Here is a 21214-nt window from a genome sequence, read left to right on the forward strand (position 1 = left end):
GAGAGAAGACACCATGCCTCTGTGGCCCGTCTACACCGGCAGCAACGAGCCGCACGACGGCATCACCGAGCTGCCGCCGCCCCCGCCCTGGCGGGCCTTCGACGGCGGCCCGCCGCTCGACGCGCCGCACGAGACGGCCGACGCCGCCGCGGTCTCCCCCGACCGCACCCACCGCGCGGCGACCTACCAGGCCACCGAGCAGACGGTGCAACTCGTCAACGCCGCCCTCTACTTGCGCCGCCCGCTGCTCGTCACGGGCCCGCCCGGCACCGGCAAGTCCTCCCTCGTCTACGCCGTCGCCCGGGAACTGCGCCTCGGCCCGGTCCTGCGCTGGAACATCACCAGCCGCAGCACCCTCCACGACGGCCTCTACCAGTACGACCCGCTCTCCCGTCTCTACGCGGCCCGGCACACCACCGTGCCCGAAGGACCCGGCGGCGAGGGCATCGAGGACCACCTGCGCCTCGGCCCCCTCGGCACCGCCCTGCTCCCCTACGCCCGCCCCCGCGCCCTGCTCATCGACGAGATCGACAAGAGCGACCTGGACCTGCCGAACGACCTCCTCAACGTCCTGGAGGAAGGCCAGTACGAGATCCCCGAGCTGATCCGCGGCGCCCGGGACACGCCCGTCGCCGAGGTGATGATCGACGGCACCGACCAGCGGGTCGCGGTGGAGCGCGGCCGCGTGCGCTGCCGGGCCTTCCCGTTCGTCGTGCTCACCAGCAACGGCGAGCGCGAGTTCCCGCCCGCCTTCCTGCGCCGCTGCGTCACCCTGCGACTGCGCCAGCCGGACGACTCCCGGCTTGCCGACATCGTCCGCGCCCACTTCGACGAGGAGCCCGACGCCTACGCCCAGCGCCTGATCACCCGCTTCCTCGCCCGGATCGGCGGCGGCGACCTGGCCACCGACCAGCTCCTGAACGCCATCTACCTGGCCCGCTCCTCCGACCTGACCGCCGAGTCCCTCGACGAACTCGCCGAGCAACTGATGCCGTACCTGGGGGAGGCCCAGAGCACCGATGCCTTCTGAGCGGCGCCGCCCACCCCTGGTCCGCCTGGCCGACGTACTGGCCGAGGCGGCCGGCGGCGTACGCCCGACCGCGCTGGAACTGGCGGAACTGCTCTGGCTGGCACGGCAGATGGAGGAGCCGGAGGAGACCGGTCGCACGGCGGCTCCGGATCCGGCCTCGGCGGCCGAGGACGTACGACCGCAGGAGCCGCCCGCGGTGGAGCCGCCGGAGGATCCCCCGGCCCTCACCCCGCCACCGCCCCCGGAGCCGCCCCGCGCCCCGCTCCACCTCCCCACCCCGGCACCGGCACCGGCACCGACCCCCGAACCGCACGCCGCGCTCCTGGCCCCCGCGCCCCCGATGCTCCACCACCCGCTCGCCCTGCAACGCTCCCTGCGCCCGCTCAAACGCCGTACGGCCGCCCCCGACCGCCTGGAACTCGACGAACGCGCCACCGCCGACCGCATCGCCCGACTCGGCGCGGAGCCCGAGTGGTGGCTTCCGGTGCTGCGGCCCGCGCAGGAGCGCTGGCTGAGCCTGACCCTGATCCACGACACGGGCCCCACGATGCCGGTCTGGCGCCCTCTGGTCCGCGAACTGCACACCGCGCTGGCCCAGTCGGGCATCTTCCGCACGGTCACGATCCACGGCGCGGGCGCCGACGGCAGGGTGCGCACCCCCGACCCGGCCGACGGCCGCACGGTGGCCCTCCTGATCAGCGACTGCATGGGCCAGCAGTGGCGCGAGGGCCCGGCCGGGACGAGGTGGTACAACAGCCTGCGCCGCTGGTCCCGTCGGATGCCGCTGGCCGTCGTACAAGCGCTCCCGGAGCACCTGTGGCGGGACACGGCGCTGCCCACCACCGCGGGCCTCGTGTCCGCGCCGCATCCGGCGGCCCCCAACTCCGCGCTGTCCTTCACCCCGTACGACGACGTGGTGGACGGTACGGCCGTACCGCTGCCGGTGCTGGAACCGGGTCCCCGGTGGCTGGCGAACTGGGCGGGGCTGGTCGCGGCGCCGGGGGATCAGCGGTTCCCGGGCGCGGTGGGGTGGCTGGGCGGGCCGGCGGACACCGAGGACCGTACCGACATCGGCGAACTGTCCGCCGAGGAACTGGTGCTGCGGTTCCGTGCCGCCGCCTCCCCGGAGGCCTTCCGGCTGGCCGGGCATCTCGCGCTGGGGCGTCCGGACCTGCCGGTGATGCGGCTGGTGCAGGCCGCGCTGGAACCGCGGCCACGGCCGCAGCACCTCGCGGAGGTGATCCTCAGCGGCATGCTCACGGGGGTGGCGGGGCCGCCCGGCAGCTACGCCTTCCGCTCCGGTGTACGGGAGTTGCTGCTCCGCAGCCTGTCGCGCACGGCCCGGCGCCGCACGACGGATCTCCTCTCCCGCCTCGGCGCGCTGATCGACGAGCGCGCCGGGGTGACGGCGGGCGAGATCCACGCGACGACACCCATGACCTCCGGGACGGTCACGGCGACACGGAGCGAGCCGATCGCGACGGTGACGGAGGAGACGCGGGACCGGCTGGTGGGGGCGCGGGAGGAGCTGCGGTCGCGGCTCGGTACGCGCTACCGGCTCCTGAGACGGCTCGGTCCGGGCTCCCTGTGGCAGGCCGAGGACACCGTACTGGGGCGGCCGGTTCTGGTGCGGGTGCACTCGGCGCCGAGCGACCCGGCCCGGATCGAGGCGTTCTTCCGGGACGCCTGGATCCTGAAGTCCGTGACCCACCCGAACGTGGTGGCCCTCCTCGACTACGGGGTGACCGAGCCCGGCAAACCGTACGTCGTCATGGAGCACCTGGACGGCATCGCGCTGAACGCCCTGGCGTCGCCGGGTGGATACCGGCTTCCGGCGCCGCTCCTCGTGTCACTCGTGCGCCAACTCGCCGACGCCCTCACGGCGGTCCATGAGGCCGGCGTCGCGCACGGCGGGCTGGGCATGACCCGGGTGATGCTCCTGCCGGACGGCACGGCGAAGCTCACGCTCTTCCAGCTCGGAGCGGGACGACGGTCCGCGCACTCGGCGGATCTGCGAGCATTCGGCGAGCTGGTCTTCCACCTGTCCGCGGGCAGGCCCATCGCGGGCACCCGTGTCGACGACGAGCAACTGGCCGTCCTGCCGGAGGGGTTGCGCACCGCGTTCGGGAGGGCCTGCCACGCCCTGCTGGACGACCGGCCGCGAGTGCAGCAGGAGGGGCTGCGCCTGCTCCAGCAGCACATGCTCGACGCGTCGGCTCGGTCGGCATACGAGCCCCGCCGCTACCGCATCCTCGGCCCACTCCAGGTCCCCGGCTCCCCGCAGGAACAGGCCATGCTGGCCATGCTGCTGCTCCACCACGGTCGCGAGGTGACCCACGCGCGGCTCACCGATGGCATCTGGGGCCGCAAGCCTCCCTCCCGCTCCGAGGCCCTGCTCGGGACCTACGCCTCCCGGCTGCGCAACGCCCTGGGACCCGGCGTGCTGGCCACCCTGCCCGGCGGGTACGCACTGCACACCAGCGCGGACTACGTGGACGTCATCCACTGCCAGCGCCTGGTGGACCAGGCGGAGACGGAACACTCGGAGGGCAACCCCGGGGCCGCCCGCGCGACCGTGCAGAGCGCGCTCGACCTCTGGGCGGGGGAGGTCGCCCTGCCCGGGGTCCCGGGCCCCGCCGCCGCCTCCGCCCGGACCCGCTTCCACCAGCTCCGCCTCTCCCTGTGCGCCACCCGCGCCGAACTCGACCTGGAGCTCCGCGAGTTCGAGCGAGCCTCCACCGACCTCGCCGACCTCGTCCAAGCCCACCCCTCCCGCGAGGACTTCCGCCGCCTGTACCTGATCGCCCTCCAACGCCAGGGCCGTACGGAGGAGGCGGTCGACGTGTTCGAGGAGTACGAGGTCTCCGGCGGCGACAACCCCGAACTGCTGGCCCTGGGCCACGAACTCCGCGACATCCTGGCCGAGGCCCCGCAGCCGAGGCCGGAAGAGCTGATGGCCGAAGAGGGCGAGGACGAACGAGCAGTCGAGCACCGGGGCTTCGCGCGCTACGAGTTCCTGGAGGGACGGCCCAGCATGGAAGCCCTGGCCGCCCTGCGCCATGTGGTCGAGGAGCTGGTGCGGGCCGGCGGGCTGGCGCCGGAGGATTTTCAACTGGTGCGGACCGACTGGGGCTTTGCGGCGCACCTGGAGCCCGACGTCGACGGGTCCCCGCTGTTCCGGGCGACGATGGACGGGCTGCCCGCGCATCTGTCCGCCCTCGGCGGCCTGCGGCTCGGCGTCACCTTCTGGCACTCGCCCCACAGCGACCCACCGGACTTCGGCAGGATCAGGTCCGTGGTGCGTGCCTCCAAGGCGCAGGCGGTCGTCGCTCTGTCGGCCTTCTGGTACCAGAGGGAGGTCAGGGTCGGTGGAGTCGCCGCGCCGTACGACTTCCAGCCCCTCCACGGCACCGTCGGGTGGTACCGCCTGCTCGACCGGACCACCGCCAAGGGCGGGCCGGTGCGCGGTCCCTTCCCCATGCCGTACGACGGCCGGATGCCCCAGCCCGGTCACCCGGACCATGTCATCGTCCTGTCCGGCAACGGAGAACTCGTCCTGCCGGACGCGCCGTCCGTCCAACAGCTCCCCGCCCATGTCCTGGCCCAGTGGCGCTACTTCGAGGTCGACCTGCGAGAACGCCACCTCTCCCTCACCGACGTACCCGGCGCCACCGTGGCCTGGCGCGTCGACGATCCGCTGAAAGCCGCGGCCAACCCCTCCCTCGACGTACCGGAGATGCTGAAGGAGGTCATCGCCCGTATCCGCCGCAGCAGCCGGGACGAACTGGCCGACGCTCTCGCCCAGTGGCGCGTGGCCGGGTACGCGATGCGCTGGAGCCCGCCGGCGACACGCGCGCGCTCCGCGTCCCGCCGCTCGGCGGAGGAGCTGATCCGGACCGCGGACTGTGTGCTGTTCGGGTTCGACGAGGTGCTGGCACAGCTCTACCCCGAGGGCAGCGAGCGGAAGGTGCTCCGGGAGGTCGCCCGGCTGCTGGTGGAGGAACGGCACCCTGAGGACGCCCTGTCCGGGCGGCCCGTGCTGCCGGCCGGCGGCCCGGTCGGCTCCATCGAGGATCACGCCGGCTCACTGGACCTGCTCCGGGCGATCGCGGGACACGAGTCGGAGCGTCAGGTGCGGGCGCTGGTGGACTCGCACGACCTCCGCGCGTCGCACACCGCACAGCCCACCCCGCTCGCCGCCGAGTTGATCCGGGCCCTGCTCGCGCGAAAGGCGTCTCCCGCCGTGGTGAGCGACCGCGCCACCCGCGCGGTGACGGGCTACCTGGACCGGACAGGACTGACCGACCACGTGGTGGGAGGGGTCTACGGCCGCCCCCTCGACCTCAACCGGCTCATGCCCCATCCGCACGTCCTGCTGGAGGCGCTGGACCACGTACAGGTGCCGGTCTCCGCGTGTGTCCTCGTCGCCTCCACCACCGCCGAGCTGATCGCCGCGCGGACGATCAGCCTCCCCTTCATCGGCTACGCCCCGAACGAGGCGGCCCGGCGGCGCCTGCGCGGAAAGGACCCTCATGTGCTGATCGCCTCCAGCCTCCGCCCCCTCCTCGCCGCCGCCCGCACGCGCTGACCTAACATCACCTTTACAACGGACAAAAGCCACATAACCCCCATTCAGCCGCCCCCCGCCCGGCCCACCACAACACGCGCCCCCTCCCCCGCCCCCGCACGATGCCAATGAGGCCACCACCCGGCGGCCCACGGTCTGTGCTCTCGGGAGGACCTGCCATGACCGCCAGTCTGGAGCAGCTGCGTCGCTGCCACTTCGCCGTCGACCTGGGCGCGGCGAGGACGCGGGTGTACGTGAAGGGCGCCGGGCTCGTCGTCGACCAGCCCTCCGCCGCCGCCGTGAACACCCGCACCGGCGCACTGATCGCGGTCGGCGAGTTCGCGGAGAAGATGACGGGCCGTACGCCCGACTACATCCGCGTGGTCCGGCCCGTCTCCGGCGGCACGGTGGTCGACATCGAGATGGCCCAGCGCATGCTGCGGCACCTGCTCGGCGACAAGGTCCGCCGCACGCTGCGCCGCAAGCCCCGGCTGCGCGCCGCCGCCTGCACCCCGCACGACGCCGATCCGCTGGCCCAGCGGGCGGCCATCGAGACGCTGGTCGGCCTCGGGGCGCGCCGGGTGGAGCTGGTGGACACGCTCATCGCCGCGGCGGTGGGCTGCGGGCTGCCCGTGGAGCGCCCCGAGGCCAGCATGATCATGGTGTGCGGGGCCGCCGCGACGCAGGTGGCCGTCCTCTCCCTCGGCTCGATCGTGACGGCCGTGCGGATCCCGGTGGGCGGCGAGGCGGTCGACCACGCGATCGTGCAGCACCTGCGCCACCAGCACGAGCTGATGCTGCCGAGCCAGTCCGTACGGCCGCTGCAGCTCGCCCTGTCCGGCAACGGGCTGACCCCGCACGGCCCCGCCTCGACGGAGATCCACGGACGGGACGTCGCCACCGGCCTCGCCCGCTCGGTGCAGGTCGACACCGCCGCCGTACGCGACGCCATCCAGACCCCGTTGACGGCGGTGCTGGACGGTATCGGCAAGGTGCTGCGGGACTGCCCGCCCGATCTGGTCGCCGACCTCGCGGACCGGGGGATCATGATGGTCGGCGGCAGCGCGCTGCTGCCCGGCTTCGACCAGATGCTGCGGCAGGCGACCGGGATGCCGGTGCACATCGCCGAACGGCCGGACGTCTGCGCGGTGCAGGGCCTCGGCACGATGCTGGAGGGCAAGATCACGCCGCTGGAGCTGGACCCACTGGCGACCTGACGCCTGGGCGCGGCAGGGGCGAGCGACGACTCACCCACCCACCCGCGCGATGGCCGCCGAAAGCGACGCGGACGCCCGCTCCGCCGCCTCCGTGTCCTCCCGGTCCGCGGCCTCCCTCGCCGCCTCCAGTTCCGCGGTGACCCTCTCCGCCGCGCCCGAGTCGTCCTTCAACCTCGCCCAGGCCAGTTCAAGGCTGGTCACATCCCCGGCGACGGCCCCCGCGTCAGCCGCCCGCGCGTCGATCCCCAACTGCCGGGCCCACATCCCGAACCGTTCCAGATCCACCGCTCGCACGGACTCGTACCGCAGCCGCAGATCGGTCGCGTTCTGCGCCACCCGGAGCGCCGCCTCACCGGCTTCCTCCCCCGTCAGCGCCTCCACATCCCGCGTCATCTGCCGCTCCAGCAGGGAAGGAACGGTGTCGGCGGACAGATAAGCGGCCCAGGCGTCCCGCACCGCCCGCGCGTCCGCCCCCATCACCTCACCGTCCTGCGCCGCCCGAGCCGAACGCCCCAGCGAGTCCAGCTCCGCCGGCGCGGCCCCCTGCCCCGCGTCCGTCGGGACCGCCAGGGACACCGCCTCCAGGTCGCCCCCTTCCGTACCGGTCGAGAACTCCCCGTACCCGGGCGCGAAGACCTTCTCCTCGGTGGAGCCGTCCATGTGCACCTCGGTCACGGTGATCGCGCCGCCGACCTTCCCGTAGGGACCGTCCACCGTCTGGTCCACGGTCTTCACCGTGACCTCCTCGAACACGACCCCGGGCTGGTTCTCCGGCCGGTACACGTCCCCCTTCTCCGGAGCCGCGGGCATGATCATCGCGGCGGGCGCGTCGTCCCGGCCCGCCTGCCACGTGCCCTCCGTGTCCGCGACGACCCCGTCCTCGTAGTTGAAGACGTCCTCCCCGAGGTACCAGACCGACCCGTCGTCTGCCTGGGCGTACCAGTCGAGGGCGACCTCGTGGATCCGCCCGTCGGAGTAGGCGACGTACTGCGAGGTCAGGGCCGGGACCGTGGTGCCGTCCCAGGTGATGGTCTTCGTACCGGGCAGCAGGCTCACCTCGGTCCTGAAGACCTCGCCGTCCGTCCGGCCGCCCATGATCACCTGGTCCACCTCGCTGGTGGGGTGCAGGGGGTTCGTGATCCGCGTGGGGTGGGAGAAGACCGGCTTCTCCAGGTCCACCCGGTCGCTTTCCGGCGCGAGGGGCAGGCACTCCTCGCCCGTCTCGCCCGTCTCCTCGTCGACGACCCGGACACAGTCCTCCGTCCCCGCCCCCTCCGACCCGCCGGCGTCCCCGGCACAGGCCCCGGCCATCAACACCACGGCCCCTACGACGGCCCCCGGCCACAGCAACCTCCGCCGCGTGTTCATGGCGGCCTCCTCACCGACGTACCACCCACGAATGCACTGTGCCGAGCATCCCTCCCCGCCCCTGAACACCCGCTGAACGCCCCTGAACGCACGGTCAGAAACCCGAGGCGAGGAGAAGCAGCAGAGGGTCGAACCACCTAGAAGACGACGGGTACGCCCACTGAAAGGCCGTCACTCCCCCGCCGACGGCAGTGTGACCACGAAGCGCGCCCCGCCGAGGGCCGCCGACTCCGCCACCTCCGCCCGCCCCCGATGGGCCGCCGCCACCTCCGCGACGATCGCCAGGCCGAGACCCGCCCCGCCCTCCTCCCGCGCGCGGGACTCGTCCAGCCGGACGAAGCGGTCGAAGACCCGTCCGCGGTCGTCCGGCGGAACGCCGGGGCCGTCGTCGTCCACCGACAGGCGCACCCGCCCGTCCCCGGTGTCCGTCAGCGCGAACGCCACCCGCGCGCGGGCATGCCGGGCCGCGTTCTCACCGAGGTTGCGGACCAGCCGCCGCAGCGCCTCCTCGTCTCCGGTCACCCGGGCCGCGCCGACACCGGAGGAGTCGATCCGCAGCTCCGGGGCCGTGCGCAACCGCCCCAGCGCCCCTTCGCCGGTCACCGGGCGCGCCCCGACCCCCGAGGAGTCGATCCGCGGTTCCGGGGCCGGGCGCAGCCGCCGTACCTCCTCCAGGACCAGGTCGTCCAGGTCCACCGGCCGCCGCACCGCGTTCAGCGCGCTCTCGTCGGCGCGGGCGAGCAGCAGCAGGTCGTCGACCAGGCGCTGCATCCGTACGGCCTCCTCCCGCACGGTCCCGGCCAGCGCCTCGGTGTCCGCCCGTTCGGGGTGCGCGAGGGCCACCTCGGCGTGCTGGCGTACGGCGGCGACGGGTGAGCGCAGTTCGTGGGAGGCGTCGGAGACGAACCGGCGCTGGGCGGCCTCGGCTCGGGCCACCCGCCCGAGCGTCCTGCCGACGGCGGCCCAGGTCGCGGCGGCGGCGAGCACCAGCAGCACGGGGACGCCGATCAGCAGCAGCCGGGTGACCGTCCAGGTCGCCTCGGCCACCCCGGACGGGGCCCGGCCGTCCAGGACGGTCAGCTCCCGGTCGCCGTCCGTCGCGCCGACGGCGACCACCAGGAAGGCGTCCTCGTCGAGGCCGGTCTCCACGGTCGTACCGCCGCCGGGCGCGAGCCGGGCCAGAGCCGGGCGGCCCTCGACGTTCTCGCTGGCCGCGACGACCGTCCCGTCCGCCGCCACGACCTGGAGGAACTCCTCGTCCTCCGCGTGCACCGCCAGCGTCGGCACCCCCCGGCCCGCCTCGATCACCCGGGCCACCTCGCCGGCCCGCTCCCGGGCCGCGTCCCGGACGTCGTTGCTCAGTTCCGTCCGCATCCCGAGCACCAGCGCCACGCCCCCGGCGATCAGCGCGAGCGCCACCGCCAGCACGGCGATGACCGTGGCCCGCACCCGCACGGCCCGCAGCTGCCGCCGGGCCTGCTCACCGGTCCCCGGGGTCATCCCGCACCAGCCGGTAGCCGTGCCCCCGCACCGTCAGCAGCGACCGCCGCCCGAAGGGCCGGTCCACCTTGTTGCGCAGCCGCCGGACGTACACCTCGACGATGTTCGGATCGCCCTCGAAGTCGTCGCCCCACACCTGGTCGAGGATGGTCCGCTTGGACACGGCCTCGCCCGCCCGCCGCAGCAGGAACTCCAGCACGGCCAGCTCCCGCGCGGTCACCTCGATCTCCCGCCCGGCCCGGGCGACGGTCCTGGTGGCGGGGTCGAGCCGCAGGTCACCGGCGGTGAGCACGGCGGGCCGCTGATGCGCCTCACGCCGGAGCAGGGCCCGCAGCCGGGCCAGGAGTACGGCGTAGGAGACCGGCTTGGTCAGATAGTCGTCGGCGCCGGTGTCCAGGCCCTCGACCTCGTCCCACTCGCCCTCCTTGGCGGTGAGCATGAGGATGGGCGTCCAGTCCCCGGTGCCGCGCAGCTCGCGGCAGACCCGGTAGCCGTTGAGGCGGGGCAGCATGATGTCGAGGACGATGGCGTCGTAGGCGTTCTCGCGGGCCATCCACAGACCGTCGACGCCGTCCAGGGCCACGTCGACGGCGAAGCCCTCGGCCTCGAGGCCGTCCCTGAGCCCCGCCGCGAACCGCTCCTCGTCCTCGACGACCAGCACGCGCACACTCTCACGCTACCGGCAGCTCGCCGAGCAGCGCGGTGAGGCTCTTGGCCCCCCTCGACGGTCACCTTGATCACCACCTCCCCCGCTTCCAGCACCACGCACAGCTCGCAGGGCACCCGACGCCACCCGCGTCCGCGACGACGGCAGCTCCAGGGTCGGCGGCGGAGCCGTGACGACGGTGAACAACACGAACGGGAACAGCCCGGCACCACCACCTCCACCGCGCCCATCAGCACCAGATCCTCCTGACCCAGAACCGCGAACAGGCTCTCGGCCACCTCCTCCACCAGCTCCCCAAGACTCCCGGCCTCGGACAGCCGCGCCCGCACCAGCACGGCATCCCCGCTAAGCCCGACCGTCTGCGCCCGCTCCCGCTGGGGGCGGTCGGCGCTGGAGGCGGCCGGCACGGTGTACGGCGTCACACCGAGGCGCGTGACGGCGGCCGATCCGGCTCGGCGTCTCCCCGCCGACCGTGCACACGTGCGAGGCGCCCCGGCCGGAGAGGACGGGAGGGCGGGGGTGGTCGTACGGCAGCGCCAACCGCAGCGGCGCGCCGACGAACGTTCGGCCCGCCAGTGGCGCTCCAGCTCGACCCTGCGCACGTCCGCGAGGGCATCCTCGGCCCGGCCGAAGTCGGTGAACCGGCCGCTCACGGGTGGCAGTTGCCCGCCCTGGTTCAGTCGCGTACGTCCGTCAGGCGCGGGTCGGGGTCGAAGGCGCCCGAGGTGAGGGCGAGCGGGTCGCGCGGCAACGCGCGGGCGTGCGGCAGGCGTTCGCGCGCGGGCGAGCCCGGGGCGGGCGGGTCGGCGATGGCCACGGGCTGGACACCGCCGAGGGCCGGACGGGACCGTCGAAGCCTCGCCGCCCTCCTCCTCGGTGCGGGCGCGCAGCATCAGCAGGGCCGGGCCGGACACCACGAAGCCGGCGGCGGTGAGGGCGAAGGCGAGGCCGTAGCCGCCGTAGGAGCGGACGGGGGCGGCGGAGGCGAAGCCGAGCGTGCCGTGACCAGCAGGCCGTTGGCGCGGGGGCGGCCCTCCTGCCCGACCATGGCCGGGGCCGCCGCGCAGGGCGACGCCGAAGCAGGTGTTCCCGGCGCCGAGAACCAGGACGGCGAGCCCGAGCAGCAAAGGGACAGCGGCCTCCGCGAACCGCGCGGCGCGAGCGCGGTCATGGCGATGGGCTGCGTGGTGTCGGCCCCGATCATCACGGTCCGGCGCCCGAGCCGTCCGGTGACCGCCCCGGCGACCACGCCCGCCGGCGGCCGCAGCGCCGGCACGGCGCCGATGCCGAAGGCGGTGCCGGTGACCTCGTAGGAGAAGAGGCTGAGGGCAATGAGTTGAGGGAGTTGCCGTGGGCGGAGACCGCGTAGGAGGTCCCGGGCGGGACCCCGTCCCCTGGCCCCCTGCCTCCCGACCGCAGGTCGCATCGTTTCTGCACGGAGGGTGCGTGGTGGGGCGGGTGGGACTCGAACCCACGGCCGACGGATTATGAGTCCGCTGCTCTAACCGGCTGAGCTACCGCCCCATAGCGGCGTGTCGCGCACATTTGTACGCGCCGTCTGCCGCAGCATAGCCGCTCATACGATCTCCTGCTTCGGATGGTCGACTACGCATGCCCTGAAGGACTTCAGCGTGCCCCGCGCGGTTCCCGGGGCCCCGAACAGGACATGAAAAAGGACCCCTGAGGGGTCCTCGTTCAACCTGCTCCCCCGACTGGACTCGAACCAGTAACCTGCCGGTTAACAGCCGGCTGCTCTGCCAATTGAGCTACGGAGGACCGAGCTCCCCCGACTGGACTCGAACCAGTAACCTGCCGGTTAACAGCCGGCTGCTCTGCCAATTGAGCTACGGAGGAATGCCTCGTTGCATCGAACGCACCTACCTGGGTATTCGCCAGGGGGCGGGCGCTCGCTGCGACACATACATTAGCGCAAGCAGGGGGGTGCTCCGCCAATCGGTTCCCCCGGCACCGACCTACGCGAGGGAAGGGTGGCCTCCATGCGCTACAAGCTCACATTCGTCGTCGGACTGGCTCTGGGTTACGTCCTCGGCACCCGTGCCGGACGCGAACGCTACGAGCAGCTGAAGAAATCGGCACGCCAGGTCGCGCAGAACCCGGCGGTGCGCAACACCGCCGAGACCGCCGCACAGCAGGGCAAGGTCTACGCGGGCAAGGCCTACCACGCGGTCAGCGACAAGGTCGGCGACCGCGTTCCCGAGTCCGTGGCCCAGCGGGTACGCAGCCTGCGCGACCACAACGGCAGCAGGGCGGAACAGGACGACTGGGGCACCAGCAACACGTAGGCGTGGGCACGGCGCGGGACCCATAGAATTTTCGCCATGGGGATAGTCGCCGGGCTCGACAGTTCGCCCGAGTTCACTCGAATCGTCGTCTGTGACGCGGACAGCGGAGCCGTGCTCAGGCAGGGGTACGCGCCGCACCCGGTCGAGGGGCGGCCGTCCGACGTCGATCCTCAGGCCTGGCTGCTCTCGCTCGGGGAGGCCGCCGGTGGCGGCCTGCTCGAGGGAGTGCAGGCCATCGGCGTCTCCTCGCAGCAGAACGCGGTCGTACCGCTCGACTCCCAGGGCAACACCACCCGGCCCGCGATGGTCGGCGGCGACAAGCGGGCCCAGGTCGCCGCGGCCGATCTCATCGACGCGCTCGGCGGGCGCGAGGCGTGGGCGCAGGCCGTGGGCTGTGTGCCGCAGGCCGCGCAGCCGGTGACGAAGCTGCGCTGGCTCAGCAAGCACGAGCCCGACGCCGCCGCCCGCACCGCCGTCCTGCTGCAGGCCCACGACTGGCTGGTGTGGCAGCTGCTCGGCCGCCCGGTGCGCCGCACCACCGACCGCGGCGGCGCCTCCGGCACCGGCTACTGGTCCGCCGCCGGCGGCACCTACCGCGCCGATCTGGTCGAGCTGGCCCTCGGACACCAGGCGATGCTGCCCGAGGTGATCGGCCCCGCCGAAGCGGCCGGTACGACGCCGGAGGGGCTGCTGATCTCCGCCGGGACCGGCGAGACGATGGCCGCCGCCTTCGGGCTCGGCATCGGCCTCGGCGACGCGGTCGTCTCGCTCGGCGCCTCCGGCTCCGTGATGGCCGTCCACCCCGAGGCGCTGCACGACCCCACCGGGATGATCACCGCGCTGGCCGACGCGACCGGCATGCACCTGCCCGTCGTCACCACCCTCAACGCCGTACGCACCCTGCGCGGCACCGCCGAGCTGCTCGGCCTGCCCGATCTGGAGAGCCTGTCCGACCTGGCGATGAAGTCGACGCCGGGCGCGCACGGGCTGGTCCTGCTCCCCTACCTGGAGGGCGAGCGCACCCCGAACCTGCCGCACACCGCCGGCACGCTCGCCGGGCTGCGGCGCGAGGCCATGCGGCCCGAGCACCTGGCGCGGGCCGCGTTCGAGGGCATGCTGTGCGGACTCGCCGACGCCCTCGACGTGCTGCGCGGCCGGGGCGTCGAGGTGCGCCGGGTCTTCCTGCTGGGCGCCGCCGCCGAGCTGGCCGCGGTGCAGGCCTCGGCGCCCGCGCTGTTCGGCGCGCAGGTCGTCGTGCCGCAGCCCGCGGACTACGCGGCGATCGGCGCCGCCCGCCAGGCGGCCTGGGCGCTCGGCGCCACCCAGGGCACGCTCGACGCGCGCACCCCGCCGGCCTGGCGGGGAGCCGCGGCCCAGGTGCTGGAGCCCGGGGACGAACTGGCGGTCGGACAGGCGGTCCGGCAGCAGTTCGTGTCGGTGCGGGAGCAGACCCATCCGGGGGCCTTTCGCTCGTAGCGCACCCTCGTTGGGTTAATCAGTTGAGGTAACGCGGGCGGAGTGTCCGACGATAGGGGCCAGGGGCAACCAACCGCCCCGCCGCCGACTCCGAGAGACACAGCGTGCTCATACGACTCCTGCGGACCTACCTCAGGCCCTACCGAAAACCCATCGCACTGCTGGTGCTGCTCCAGTTCCTGCAGACCTGCGCCACGCTCTACCTGCCCACCCTCAACGCGGACATCATCGACAACGGTGTCGTCAACGGCGACACCGGCTACATCCTGTCCTTCGGCGCCCTGATGATCGGCATCTCGCTGGCGCAGGTCGTGTGCAACATCGGGGCCGTGTACTACGGCGCCCGGACCGCCGCGGCGCTCGGCCGGGACATGCGCGCCGGAGTCTTCGACCGGGTGCAGTCCTTCTCCGCGCGTGAGGTGGGTCACTTCGGCGCGCCCTCGCTGATCACCCGGACCACCAACGACGTCCAGCAGATCCAGATGCTGGCCCTGATGACGTTCACGCTGATGGTCTCGGCGCCGATCATGTGCGTCGGCGGGATCGTGCTGGCCCTCGGCCTGGACGTGCCGCTGTCGACCGTGCTGGTGGCCGTCGTGCCGGTGCTGGGCGTCTGCGTGACCTTGATCGTGCGGCGGCTGCGCCCGCTGTTCCGGGCCATGCAGGAGCGGCTGGACACGGTGAACCGGGTGCTGCGCGAGCAGATCACCGGCAACCGGGTGATCCGGGCCTTCGTCCGCGACGGCTACGAGCAGCAGCGCTTCCGGAAGGCCAACACCGATCTCACCGACATGGCGCTGGGCACCGGCAATCTGCTCGCGCTGATGTTCCCGATCGTGATGACGGTGGTGAACCTGTCGTCCATCGCGGTGGTGTGGTTCGGCGCGCACCGCATCGACAGCGGCGGGATGCAGATCGGTGACCTGACGGCGTTCCTGGCCTATCTGATGCAGATCGTGATGTCCGTGATGATGGCCACCTTCATGTTCATGATGGTGCCGCGCGCGGAGGTCTGCGCCGAGCGGATCCAGGAGGTGCTGGACACCTCGTCGAGCGTGGTGCCCCCGGTGGCGCCGGTCACCGAGCTGCGCCGGCACGGGCATCTGGAGATCCGCCGGGCCGGCTTCCGCTACCCGGGTGCCGAGGAACCCGTGCTCAAGGGCATCGACCTGGTGGCGCGGCCGGGTGAGACCACCGCCGTCATCGGCTCGACCGGCAGCGGCAAGTCCACCCTGCTGGGTCTGGTCCCCCGGCTGTTCGACGCGACCGACGGGCAGGTGCTCGTGGACGGCGAGGACGTGGCGGGCATCGACCCGAAGGTGCTGGCCAGGACGGTCGGGCTGGTGCCGCAGAAGCCGTATCTGTTCGCCGGGACCGTGGCGACGAACCTTCGCTACGGCAATCCGGACGCCACCGACGAGGAGCTGTGGCACGCGCTGGAGGTGGCGCAGGCCAAGGAGTTCGTGGAGCGGCTGGAGAACGGGCTGGACTCCCCCGTCGCACAGGGCGGGACCAATGTCTCCGGTGGCCAGCGGCAGCGGCTCGCCATCGCCCGCACGCTGGTGCAGCGCCCGGAGATCTACCTCTTCGACGACTCCTTCTCCGCCCTCGACTACGCCACCGACGCCGCCCTGCGCGCCGCGCTGGCCCAGGAGACCGCCGAGGCGACCGTGGTGATCGTCGCCCAGCGGGTGGCGACCATCCGGGACGCCGACCGGATCGTCGTACTGGACGAGGGACTGGTCGTCGGCACCGGCACCCACCACGAACTCATGGCGGACAACGAGACCTACCGGGAGATCGTGCTCTCCCAGCTGACGGAAGCGGAGGCCGCCTGATGGCCGGGCCGATGGGGCGGATGATGGCCGGCACCGGGCCCGACCACCGCTCGCTGGACTTCAAGGTGTCGGGCAGGCGGCTGGTCGCCCAGTTCAAGCCGGAGCGGCTCACCATCTATCTGCTGCTGCTCTGTGTCGTGGTCAGCGTGGGTCTGTCGGTCGTCGGACCGAAGATCCTCGGCAAGGCCACCGACCTGGTCTTCGCGGGCATCGTCGGACGGGAGATGGCGCCCGGGGCGACGAAGGAGCAGGTCCTTGAGGGCATGCGGGAGCGCGGCGACGGGGACGTGGCCGACATGCTCCGCAGCACCGACTTCACGCCCGGCGAGGGCATCGACTTCACCGCCGTGGGACATGTGCTGCTGATCGCGCTGGCCGTGTTCAGCGTGGCCGGACTGCTGATGGCGGTGGCGACGCGGCTGGTGAACCGGGCGGTGAACCGGACGATGTTCCGGCTGCGCGAGGACGTGCAGGGGAAGCTGTCGCGGCTGCCGCTGTCGTACTTCGACAAGCGGCAGCGCGGTGAGGTGCTCTCCCGCGCGACGAACGACATCGACAACATCGGGCAGACGCTCCAGCAGTCGATGGGCCAGCTCATCAACTCGGTGCTGACGATCATCGGTGTGCTGGCGATGATGTTCTACGTCTCCTGGATCCTCGCGCTGGTAGCGCTGGTGACCGTGCCGGTGTCGTTCGTGGTGGCGACCCGGGTCGGCAAGCGGTCGCAGCCGCACTTCGTGCAGCAGTGGCGCTCCACCGGGCAGCTCAACGCCCATGTGGAGGAGATGTACACCGGGCACACCCTGGTGAAGGTGTTCGGGCGGCAGGAGGAGTCGGCGAAGCAGTTCGCCGAGCAGAACGAGGCGCTGTACGAGGCCGGGTTCAAGGCCCAGTTCAACAGCGGGATCATGCAGCCGCTGATGATGTTCGTCTCGAACATCAACTACGTGCTGGTGGCCGTGGTCGGCGGACTCCGGGTCGCGTCGGGCGCCCTGTCCATCGGTGACGTGCAGGCCTTCATCCAGTACTCGCGGCAGTTCTCCATGCCGCTGACGCAGGTCGCGTCGATGGCGAACCTGGTGCAGTCCGGGGTCGCCTCCGCCGAGCGGGTCTTCGAACTCCTCGACGCCGAGGAGCAGTCGACGGACCCGGCGCCCGGGATGCGGCCCGAGGAGCTGCGGGGGCGGGTGGCGCTGGAGGGCGTGTCCTTCCGGTACGACCCCGACAAGCCGCTCATCGAGAATCTGTCGCTGAAGGTGGAGCCCGGGCAGACGGTCGCGATCGTGGGCCCGACCGGCGCCGGCAAGACCACGCTGGTCAACCTCCTCATGCGGTTCTACGACGTCTCCGGCGGGCGGATCACGCTGGACGGGGTGGACATCGCGACGATGTCCCGGGACGAACTGCGGGCCGGGATCGGCATGGTGCTGCAGGACACCTGGCTGTTCGGCGGGACGATCGCGGAGAACATCGCGTACGGCGCGGCCCGCGAGGTGACCCGGGGGGAGATCGAGGAAGCGGCGCGCGCGGCGCACGCGGACCGGTTCATCCGTACGCTGCCCGAGGGCTACGACACCGTGATCGACGACGAGGGGTCCGGGGTCAGCGCGGGTGAGAAGCAGCTGATCACCATCGCCCGGGCGTTCCTGTCGGATCCGGTGATCCTGGTGCTGGACGAGGCGACGTCGTCGGTCGACACCCGTACGGAGGTGCTGATCCAGAAGGCGATGGCGAAACTGGCGCACGGGCGGACGTCGTTCGTGATCGCGCACCGGCTCTCCACCATCCGGGACGCGGACACCATCCTGGTGATGGAGAACGGCTCGATCGTCGAACAGGGCGCGCACGGCGAGCTGCTGGCGGCGGACGGGGCGTACGCGCGGCTGTACAAGGCGCAGTTCGCGGAGGCGGTCGCGGAGCTGGACTAGCCGGGAGGGGCCGCTGCCCAGCGGCCCCTTCTCAGTCGAGGTATCCCCTCAGCTGGTCCGCGAAGGCGTGGTCCCTCAGTTTGTTGAGGGTCTTCGACTCGATCTGGCGGATGCGTTCCCTGGTCACGCCGAAGATGCGGCCTATCTCCTCCAGCGTGCGGGGGCGGCCGTCGGCCAGGCCGTAGCGGAGCTGGACCACCTTGCGCTCGCGCTCGCCGAGCGTGGACAGGACCGCCTCCAGGTGCTCCCTGAGCAGCAGGAACGCCGCCGATTCCACCGGGCTCGCCGCGTCGCCGTCCTCGATGAGGTCGCCGAGCGCCACGTCGTCCTCCTCGCCCACCGGGGCGTGCAGGGAGACCGGTTCCTGGGCCAGGCGCAGGACCTCGCTGACCCGCTCGGGCGGCAGGTCCAGATGGGCGGCCACCTCCTCCGGGGTCGGCTCGTAGCCGCGCTCCTGGAGCATCCGGCGCTGTACCCGGACCACCCGGTTGATCAGCTCGACCACGTGTACCGGGACGCGGATCGTGCGGGCCTGGTCGGCCAGGGCCCGGGACATGGCCTGTCGGATCCACCAGGTGGCGTAGGTGGAGAACTTGTAGCCGCGGGCGTAGTCGAACTTCTCCACCGCCCGGATCAGGCCCAGGTTTCCCTCCTGGACCAGGTCCAGCATGGTCAGTCCGCGGCCGACGTACCGCTTGGCCACCGAGACGACGAGCCGGAGGTTGGCCTCGATCAGCCGGCGCTTGGCCATCCGGCCCATGACCACCAGGCGGTCCAGGTCCAGCGCCAACTGGCTGTCCAGGTCAGGGGTGTTGCTCAGCTTCTCCTCGGCGAACAGGCCGGCCTCGACGCGGCGGGCGAGCTCGACCTCCTCCGCCGCCGTGAGCAGGGGGATGCGGCCGATCTCCCGCAGGTACTGGCGGAACAGGTCCGAGGACGGGCCGCCGGTGTCGACGCGGGGGCGGGGCGGTTCGACCGGCTCCGGGGCCTCGACGGGCTCCAGCGCCTCCGCGGGCGGGCTCTCCGGCTCCGCCTCGGGGTGGTGCGCGACGCGGTTCTGCGGGGGCACCGCGACGAGGACGTCGGACTCGTCGTCCGTAGTGCTGTCGGTCTGGGTGAGGGTCTGGGTCTGCACGGGGGCGACCTCCAGGATGATCGCTGCTGAAGTGTGCGGCAGCGCGGCTTCGAGGGCGGAGTCGGCGGCCTCGCCGCTGTCCGTCCCGTACGCGATGAGCGGAATCGCGGGGGTAGGGGACCCGTGACGGACGGGCCGGCCGCGCTCCGAGGACTCAGGCACCGGAACCCAGTGTGGAGTACGACACATCGCCGCCACGAGGGGCGTGCGGTGACTTTTTGCGTCCGGTCCGTGACCGCGCGGTTACCGCTTCGGGCCCGGCAGGCTACAGAGCTGCGGCTCCGTGCTCCCGCAGGGCCTGGTCGTACTGCTGGAGCACCCACAGTTCGTTCTGTGTGGCGGCGAGTTGGGCCGGATCTCCGCCCGCGGAGAGTCGGGTCATCTGGGACTGGATGTCCCGGATGCGGCGTTCGACGGCCCGGCGCCGGACGGTGACGAGCTGTTCGCCGGCGTAGTTCTCATCGACCGTGCGCCGCATGATCGCCTCGACCGCCAGCTCGGTGACCATCGCGCGGACCGCGTCGTCGGGGGCGGCGTCGCGGACCCGGACCAGATAGTCCTGCGCGTCCTGCACGCCGTACAGGGCGCCGCCCGCCTCCATGACGGCCTGGCGCACGGCGGCGTAGGGGGCGGCGGTGAACTCGTCGACGCCGTACGCGTCGAAGGCCGGGGAGACCAGTTCCGGGCGCTGCAGGGCGAGCTTGAGCAGTTCGCGCTCGGTGGCGTAGACGGGGTTGCGGAGGTTGAGCGCCGGGCCGGAGGACATCGGCCGGGGGGCGGCGTCGTACGGCTGCTGCGGGCCGCGCGCCGGGGCCGGGCCCTTGCCGCCGCGGTCGCGGGCCCAACGGGCCAGCTGGGCCACCCGCTTGACGACGAACTGGGTGTCGAGGATGCCGAGCATCCCGGCGAGCTGGACGGCCACCTCGTGCTGGGCGCCGCTGTTCTTGATGCGGGCGACGATCGGGGCGGCCTCGTCCAGCGCCGCGGCCCGCCCTCCCGGGGTGTCCAGGTCGTAGCGCACGACGATCTGGCGGAGCGCGAACTCGAAGAGCGGGGTGCGGGGTTCGACCAGGTCGGCGACCGCCTCGTCGCCCTTGGCCAGGCGCAGCTCGCAGGGGTCCATGCCGTCGGGGGCGATGGCGATGTAGGTCTCGGCGGCGAACTTCTGGTCGTCCTCGAAGGCGCGCAGGGCCGCCTTCTGGCCGGCCGCGTCACCGTCGAAGGTGAAGATCACCCGGGCCGAGCCGTTGTCCATCAGCAGCCGGCGCAGGATCTTGATGTGGTCGCCGCCGAAGGCGGTGCCGCAGGTCGCGATGGCCGTCGTCACCCCGGCGAGATGGCAGGCCATGACGTCGGTGTAGCCCTCGACGACGACCGCGCGGGAGGCCTTGGCGATGTCCTTCTTCGCCAGGTCGATGCCGTAGAGGACCTGACTCTTCTTGTAGATCGCCGTGTCGGGGGTGTTGAGGTACTTGGGGCCGTTGTCCGCCTCGTACAGCTTGCGGGCGCCGAAGCCGACGACCTCGCCGCCGATGTCGCGGATCGGCCACATCAGACGGCCCCGGAAGCGGTCGATGGGACCCCGGCGGCCCTCCTGGGACAGGCCCGACAGGATCAGTTCCTTGTCGGTGAAGCCCTTGCCGCGCAGGAAGCGGGTGAGGTGGTCCCAGCCTTGCGGGCTGTAGCCGACGCCGAAGTGGACGGCGGCGGCCTGGTCGAAGCCGCGCTCGGCGAGGAAGACCCGGCCGGTCTCGGCCTCGGGGCTGACGGCGAGCTGCTCGGCGTACCACTCGGCGGCGATCTTGTGGGCCTCGACCAGCCGGATCCGCTCACCGCGCTGGTGGGCGGGGTTGTAACCGCCCTCCTCGTAGCGCAGGGTGATGCCGGCCTGGGCGGCGAGCCGCTCGACCGCCTCGGAGAAGGAGAGGTGGTCGACCTTCATCACGAACGTGATGGTGTCGCCGCCCTCCTGGCAGCCGAAGCAGTGGAAGAGCCCCTTGCTCGGGCTGACCTGGAAGGACGGCGACTTCTCGTCGTGGAAGGGGCACAGCCCCTTGAGGTTCCCGCCGCCCGCGTTGCGCAGCTGGAGGTACTCGGACACCACGGCGTCGATCGGGACCGCGTCCCGTACCGCCTTCACGTCCTCGTCGTTGATCCGTCCTGCCACGTGGAGATTCTACGGGGC

Annotated in this window: 14 protein-coding genes and 3 tRNA genes; 8 read left to right on the top strand and 9 right to left on the bottom strand. The window is 72.4% G+C overall.

All coding sequences use genetic code 11. The annotated features are described in order from the left end of the window. Window positions 1–13 precede the first annotated feature (13 nt). The 3 genes from AC068Z_RS28920 to AC068Z_RS28930 all read left to right on the top strand — a co-directional run bounded on the left by AC068Z_RS28920 (window position 14) and on the right by AC068Z_RS28930 (window position 6814). On the top strand, window positions 14–1030 hold the full coding sequence (locus AC068Z_RS28920) for an AAA family ATPase (RefSeq protein WP_478561791.1): 1017 nt from the start codon (window positions 14–16) through the stop codon (window positions 1028–1030). Continuing rightward, window positions 1020–5618: an SAV_2336 N-terminal domain-related protein gene (locus AC068Z_RS28925; protein WP_478561794.1), complete on the top strand. Its 4599-nt coding sequence runs from the start codon at window positions 1020–1022 to the stop codon at window positions 5616–5618. The genes AC068Z_RS28920 and AC068Z_RS28925 overlap by 11 nt, the downstream gene beginning before the upstream one ends. A 158-nt stretch (window positions 5619–5776) precedes the next feature. Further along, window positions 5777–6814, top strand: a complete 1038-nt coding sequence (locus tag AC068Z_RS28930) for a rod shape-determining protein (RefSeq protein ID WP_478561797.1) — start codon at window positions 5777–5779, stop codon at window positions 6812–6814. A gap of 30 nt (window positions 6815–6844) precedes the next feature. Here the strand turns inward: AC068Z_RS28930 and AC068Z_RS28935 are convergent, their stop codons facing one another. The 4 genes from AC068Z_RS28935 to AC068Z_RS28950 form a co-directional block, all read right to left on the bottom strand. Beyond that, window positions 6845–8182 (bottom strand): hypothetical protein, encoded by a 1338-nt coding sequence (locus AC068Z_RS28935; RefSeq protein ID WP_478561800.1) that lies wholly within the window; start codon window positions 8180–8182, stop codon window positions 6845–6847. Window positions 8183–8353: 171 nt separating this feature from the next. Further along, the gene (locus AC068Z_RS28940) at window positions 8354–9682 is read right to left on the bottom strand and encodes a sensor histidine kinase (RefSeq protein WP_478561803.1); all 1329 of its coding nucleotides are present in this window, start codon (window positions 9680–9682) and stop codon (window positions 8354–8356) included. Beyond that, a complete protein-coding gene (locus tag AC068Z_RS28945; RefSeq protein ID WP_478561806.1) occupies window positions 9663–10349 on the bottom strand; it encodes a response regulator transcription factor in 687 nt (228 codons plus the stop codon). The genes AC068Z_RS28940 and AC068Z_RS28945 overlap by 20 nt, the downstream gene beginning before the upstream one ends. A 676-nt stretch (window positions 10350–11025) precedes the next feature. After that, window positions 11026–11166, bottom strand: a complete 141-nt coding sequence (locus AC068Z_RS28950; protein ID WP_478561809.1) for a hypothetical protein — start codon at window positions 11164–11166, stop codon at window positions 11026–11028. Between AC068Z_RS28950 and AC068Z_RS28955 the strand changes: the two genes are divergently transcribed. Then, window positions 11159–11662 carry a hypothetical protein gene (locus AC068Z_RS28955; protein ID WP_478561812.1) on the top strand — a complete coding sequence of 168 codons (504 nt, stop codon included), beginning with the start codon at window positions 11159–11161 and terminating at the stop codon, window positions 11660–11662. The genes AC068Z_RS28950 and AC068Z_RS28955 overlap by 8 nt on opposite strands. A gap of 134 nt (window positions 11663–11796) precedes the next feature. Here the strand turns inward: AC068Z_RS28955 and AC068Z_RS28960 are convergent. From AC068Z_RS28960 to AC068Z_RS28970, 3 genes are all read right to left on the bottom strand, one after another. Further along, a tRNA-Ile gene (locus AC068Z_RS28960) sits at window positions 11797–11873 on the bottom strand. A gap of 179 nt (window positions 11874–12052) precedes the next feature. Further along, window positions 12053–12125: transfer RNA gene (locus AC068Z_RS28965), tRNA-Asn, on the bottom strand. 5 nt (window positions 12126–12130) lie between these two features. Further along, a tRNA-Asn gene (locus AC068Z_RS28970) sits at window positions 12131–12203 on the bottom strand. Between the two features lie 143 nt (window positions 12204–12346). On the opposite strand from AC068Z_RS28970, the gene AC068Z_RS28975 reads away from it, so the two are divergent. From AC068Z_RS28975 to AC068Z_RS28990, 4 genes are all read left to right on the top strand, one after another. Next, window positions 12347–12652 (top strand): YtxH domain-containing protein, encoded by a 306-nt coding sequence (locus tag AC068Z_RS28975; protein WP_478561815.1) that lies wholly within the window; start codon window positions 12347–12349, stop codon window positions 12650–12652. A 36-nt stretch (window positions 12653–12688) separates the two neighbouring features. After that, window positions 12689–14128, top strand: coding sequence for an FGGY family carbohydrate kinase (locus tag AC068Z_RS28980; protein WP_478561818.1), 1440 nt, complete (start codon window positions 12689–12691; stop codon window positions 14126–14128). A 104-nt stretch (window positions 14129–14232) separates the two neighbouring features. Then, window positions 14233–15966, top strand: coding sequence for an ABC transporter ATP-binding protein (locus AC068Z_RS28985; RefSeq protein WP_478561820.1), 1734 nt, complete (start codon window positions 14233–14235; stop codon window positions 15964–15966). Further along, window positions 15966–17894: an ABC transporter ATP-binding protein gene (locus tag AC068Z_RS28990; protein ID WP_478561823.1), complete on the top strand. Its 1929-nt coding sequence runs from the start codon at window positions 15966–15968 to the stop codon at window positions 17892–17894. The genes AC068Z_RS28985 and AC068Z_RS28990 overlap by 1 nt, the downstream gene beginning before the upstream one ends. Before the next feature lie 31 nt (window positions 17895–17925). On the opposite strand, the gene AC068Z_RS28995 is transcribed toward AC068Z_RS28990, so the two are convergent. After that, on the bottom strand, window positions 17926–19191 hold the full coding sequence (locus AC068Z_RS28995; RefSeq protein ID WP_478561826.1) for an RNA polymerase sigma factor: 1266 nt from the start codon (window positions 19189–19191) through the stop codon (window positions 17926–17928). Window positions 19192–19294: 103 nt separating this feature from the next. Then, the gene (dnaG, locus tag AC068Z_RS29000; RefSeq protein WP_478561829.1) at window positions 19295–21196 is read right to left on the bottom strand and encodes a DNA primase; all 1902 of its coding nucleotides are present in this window, start codon (window positions 21194–21196) and stop codon (window positions 19295–19297) included. Window positions 21197–21214: the final 18 nt, after the last annotated feature.

The organism is Streptomyces sp. NPDC043726, from assembly GCF_056436565.1.

Excerpts from the sequence above, each read along its gene's own strand:
- AC068Z_RS28920 (WP_478561791.1), top strand. The coding sequence starts at position 14 with ATGCCTCTGTGGCCCGTCTACACCGGCAGCAACGAGCCGCACGACGGC.
- AC068Z_RS28925 (WP_478561794.1), top strand. The coding sequence starts at position 1,020 with ATGCCTTCTGAGCGGCGCCGCCCACCCCTGGTCCGCCTGGCCGACGTA.
- AC068Z_RS28930 (WP_478561797.1), top strand. The coding sequence starts at position 5,777 with ATGACCGCCAGTCTGGAGCAGCTGCGTCGCTGCCACTTCGCCGTCGAC.
- AC068Z_RS28935 (WP_478561800.1), bottom strand. The coding sequence starts at position 8,182 with ATGAACACGCGGCGGAGGTTGCTGTGGCCGGGGGCCGTCGTAGGGGCC.
- AC068Z_RS28940 (WP_478561803.1), bottom strand. The coding sequence starts at position 9,682 with ATGACCCCGGGGACCGGTGAGCAGGCCCGGCGGCAGCTGCGGGCCGTG.
- AC068Z_RS28955 (WP_478561812.1), top strand. The coding sequence starts at position 11,159 with ATGGCCACGGGCTGGACACCGCCGAGGGCCGGACGGGACCGTCGAAGC.
- AC068Z_RS28975 (WP_478561815.1), top strand. The coding sequence starts at position 12,347 with ATGCGCTACAAGCTCACATTCGTCGTCGGACTGGCTCTGGGTTACGTC.
- AC068Z_RS28980 (WP_478561818.1), top strand. The coding sequence starts at position 12,689 with ATGGGGATAGTCGCCGGGCTCGACAGTTCGCCCGAGTTCACTCGAATC.
- AC068Z_RS28990 (WP_478561823.1), top strand. The coding sequence starts at position 15,966 with ATGGCCGGGCCGATGGGGCGGATGATGGCCGGCACCGGGCCCGACCAC.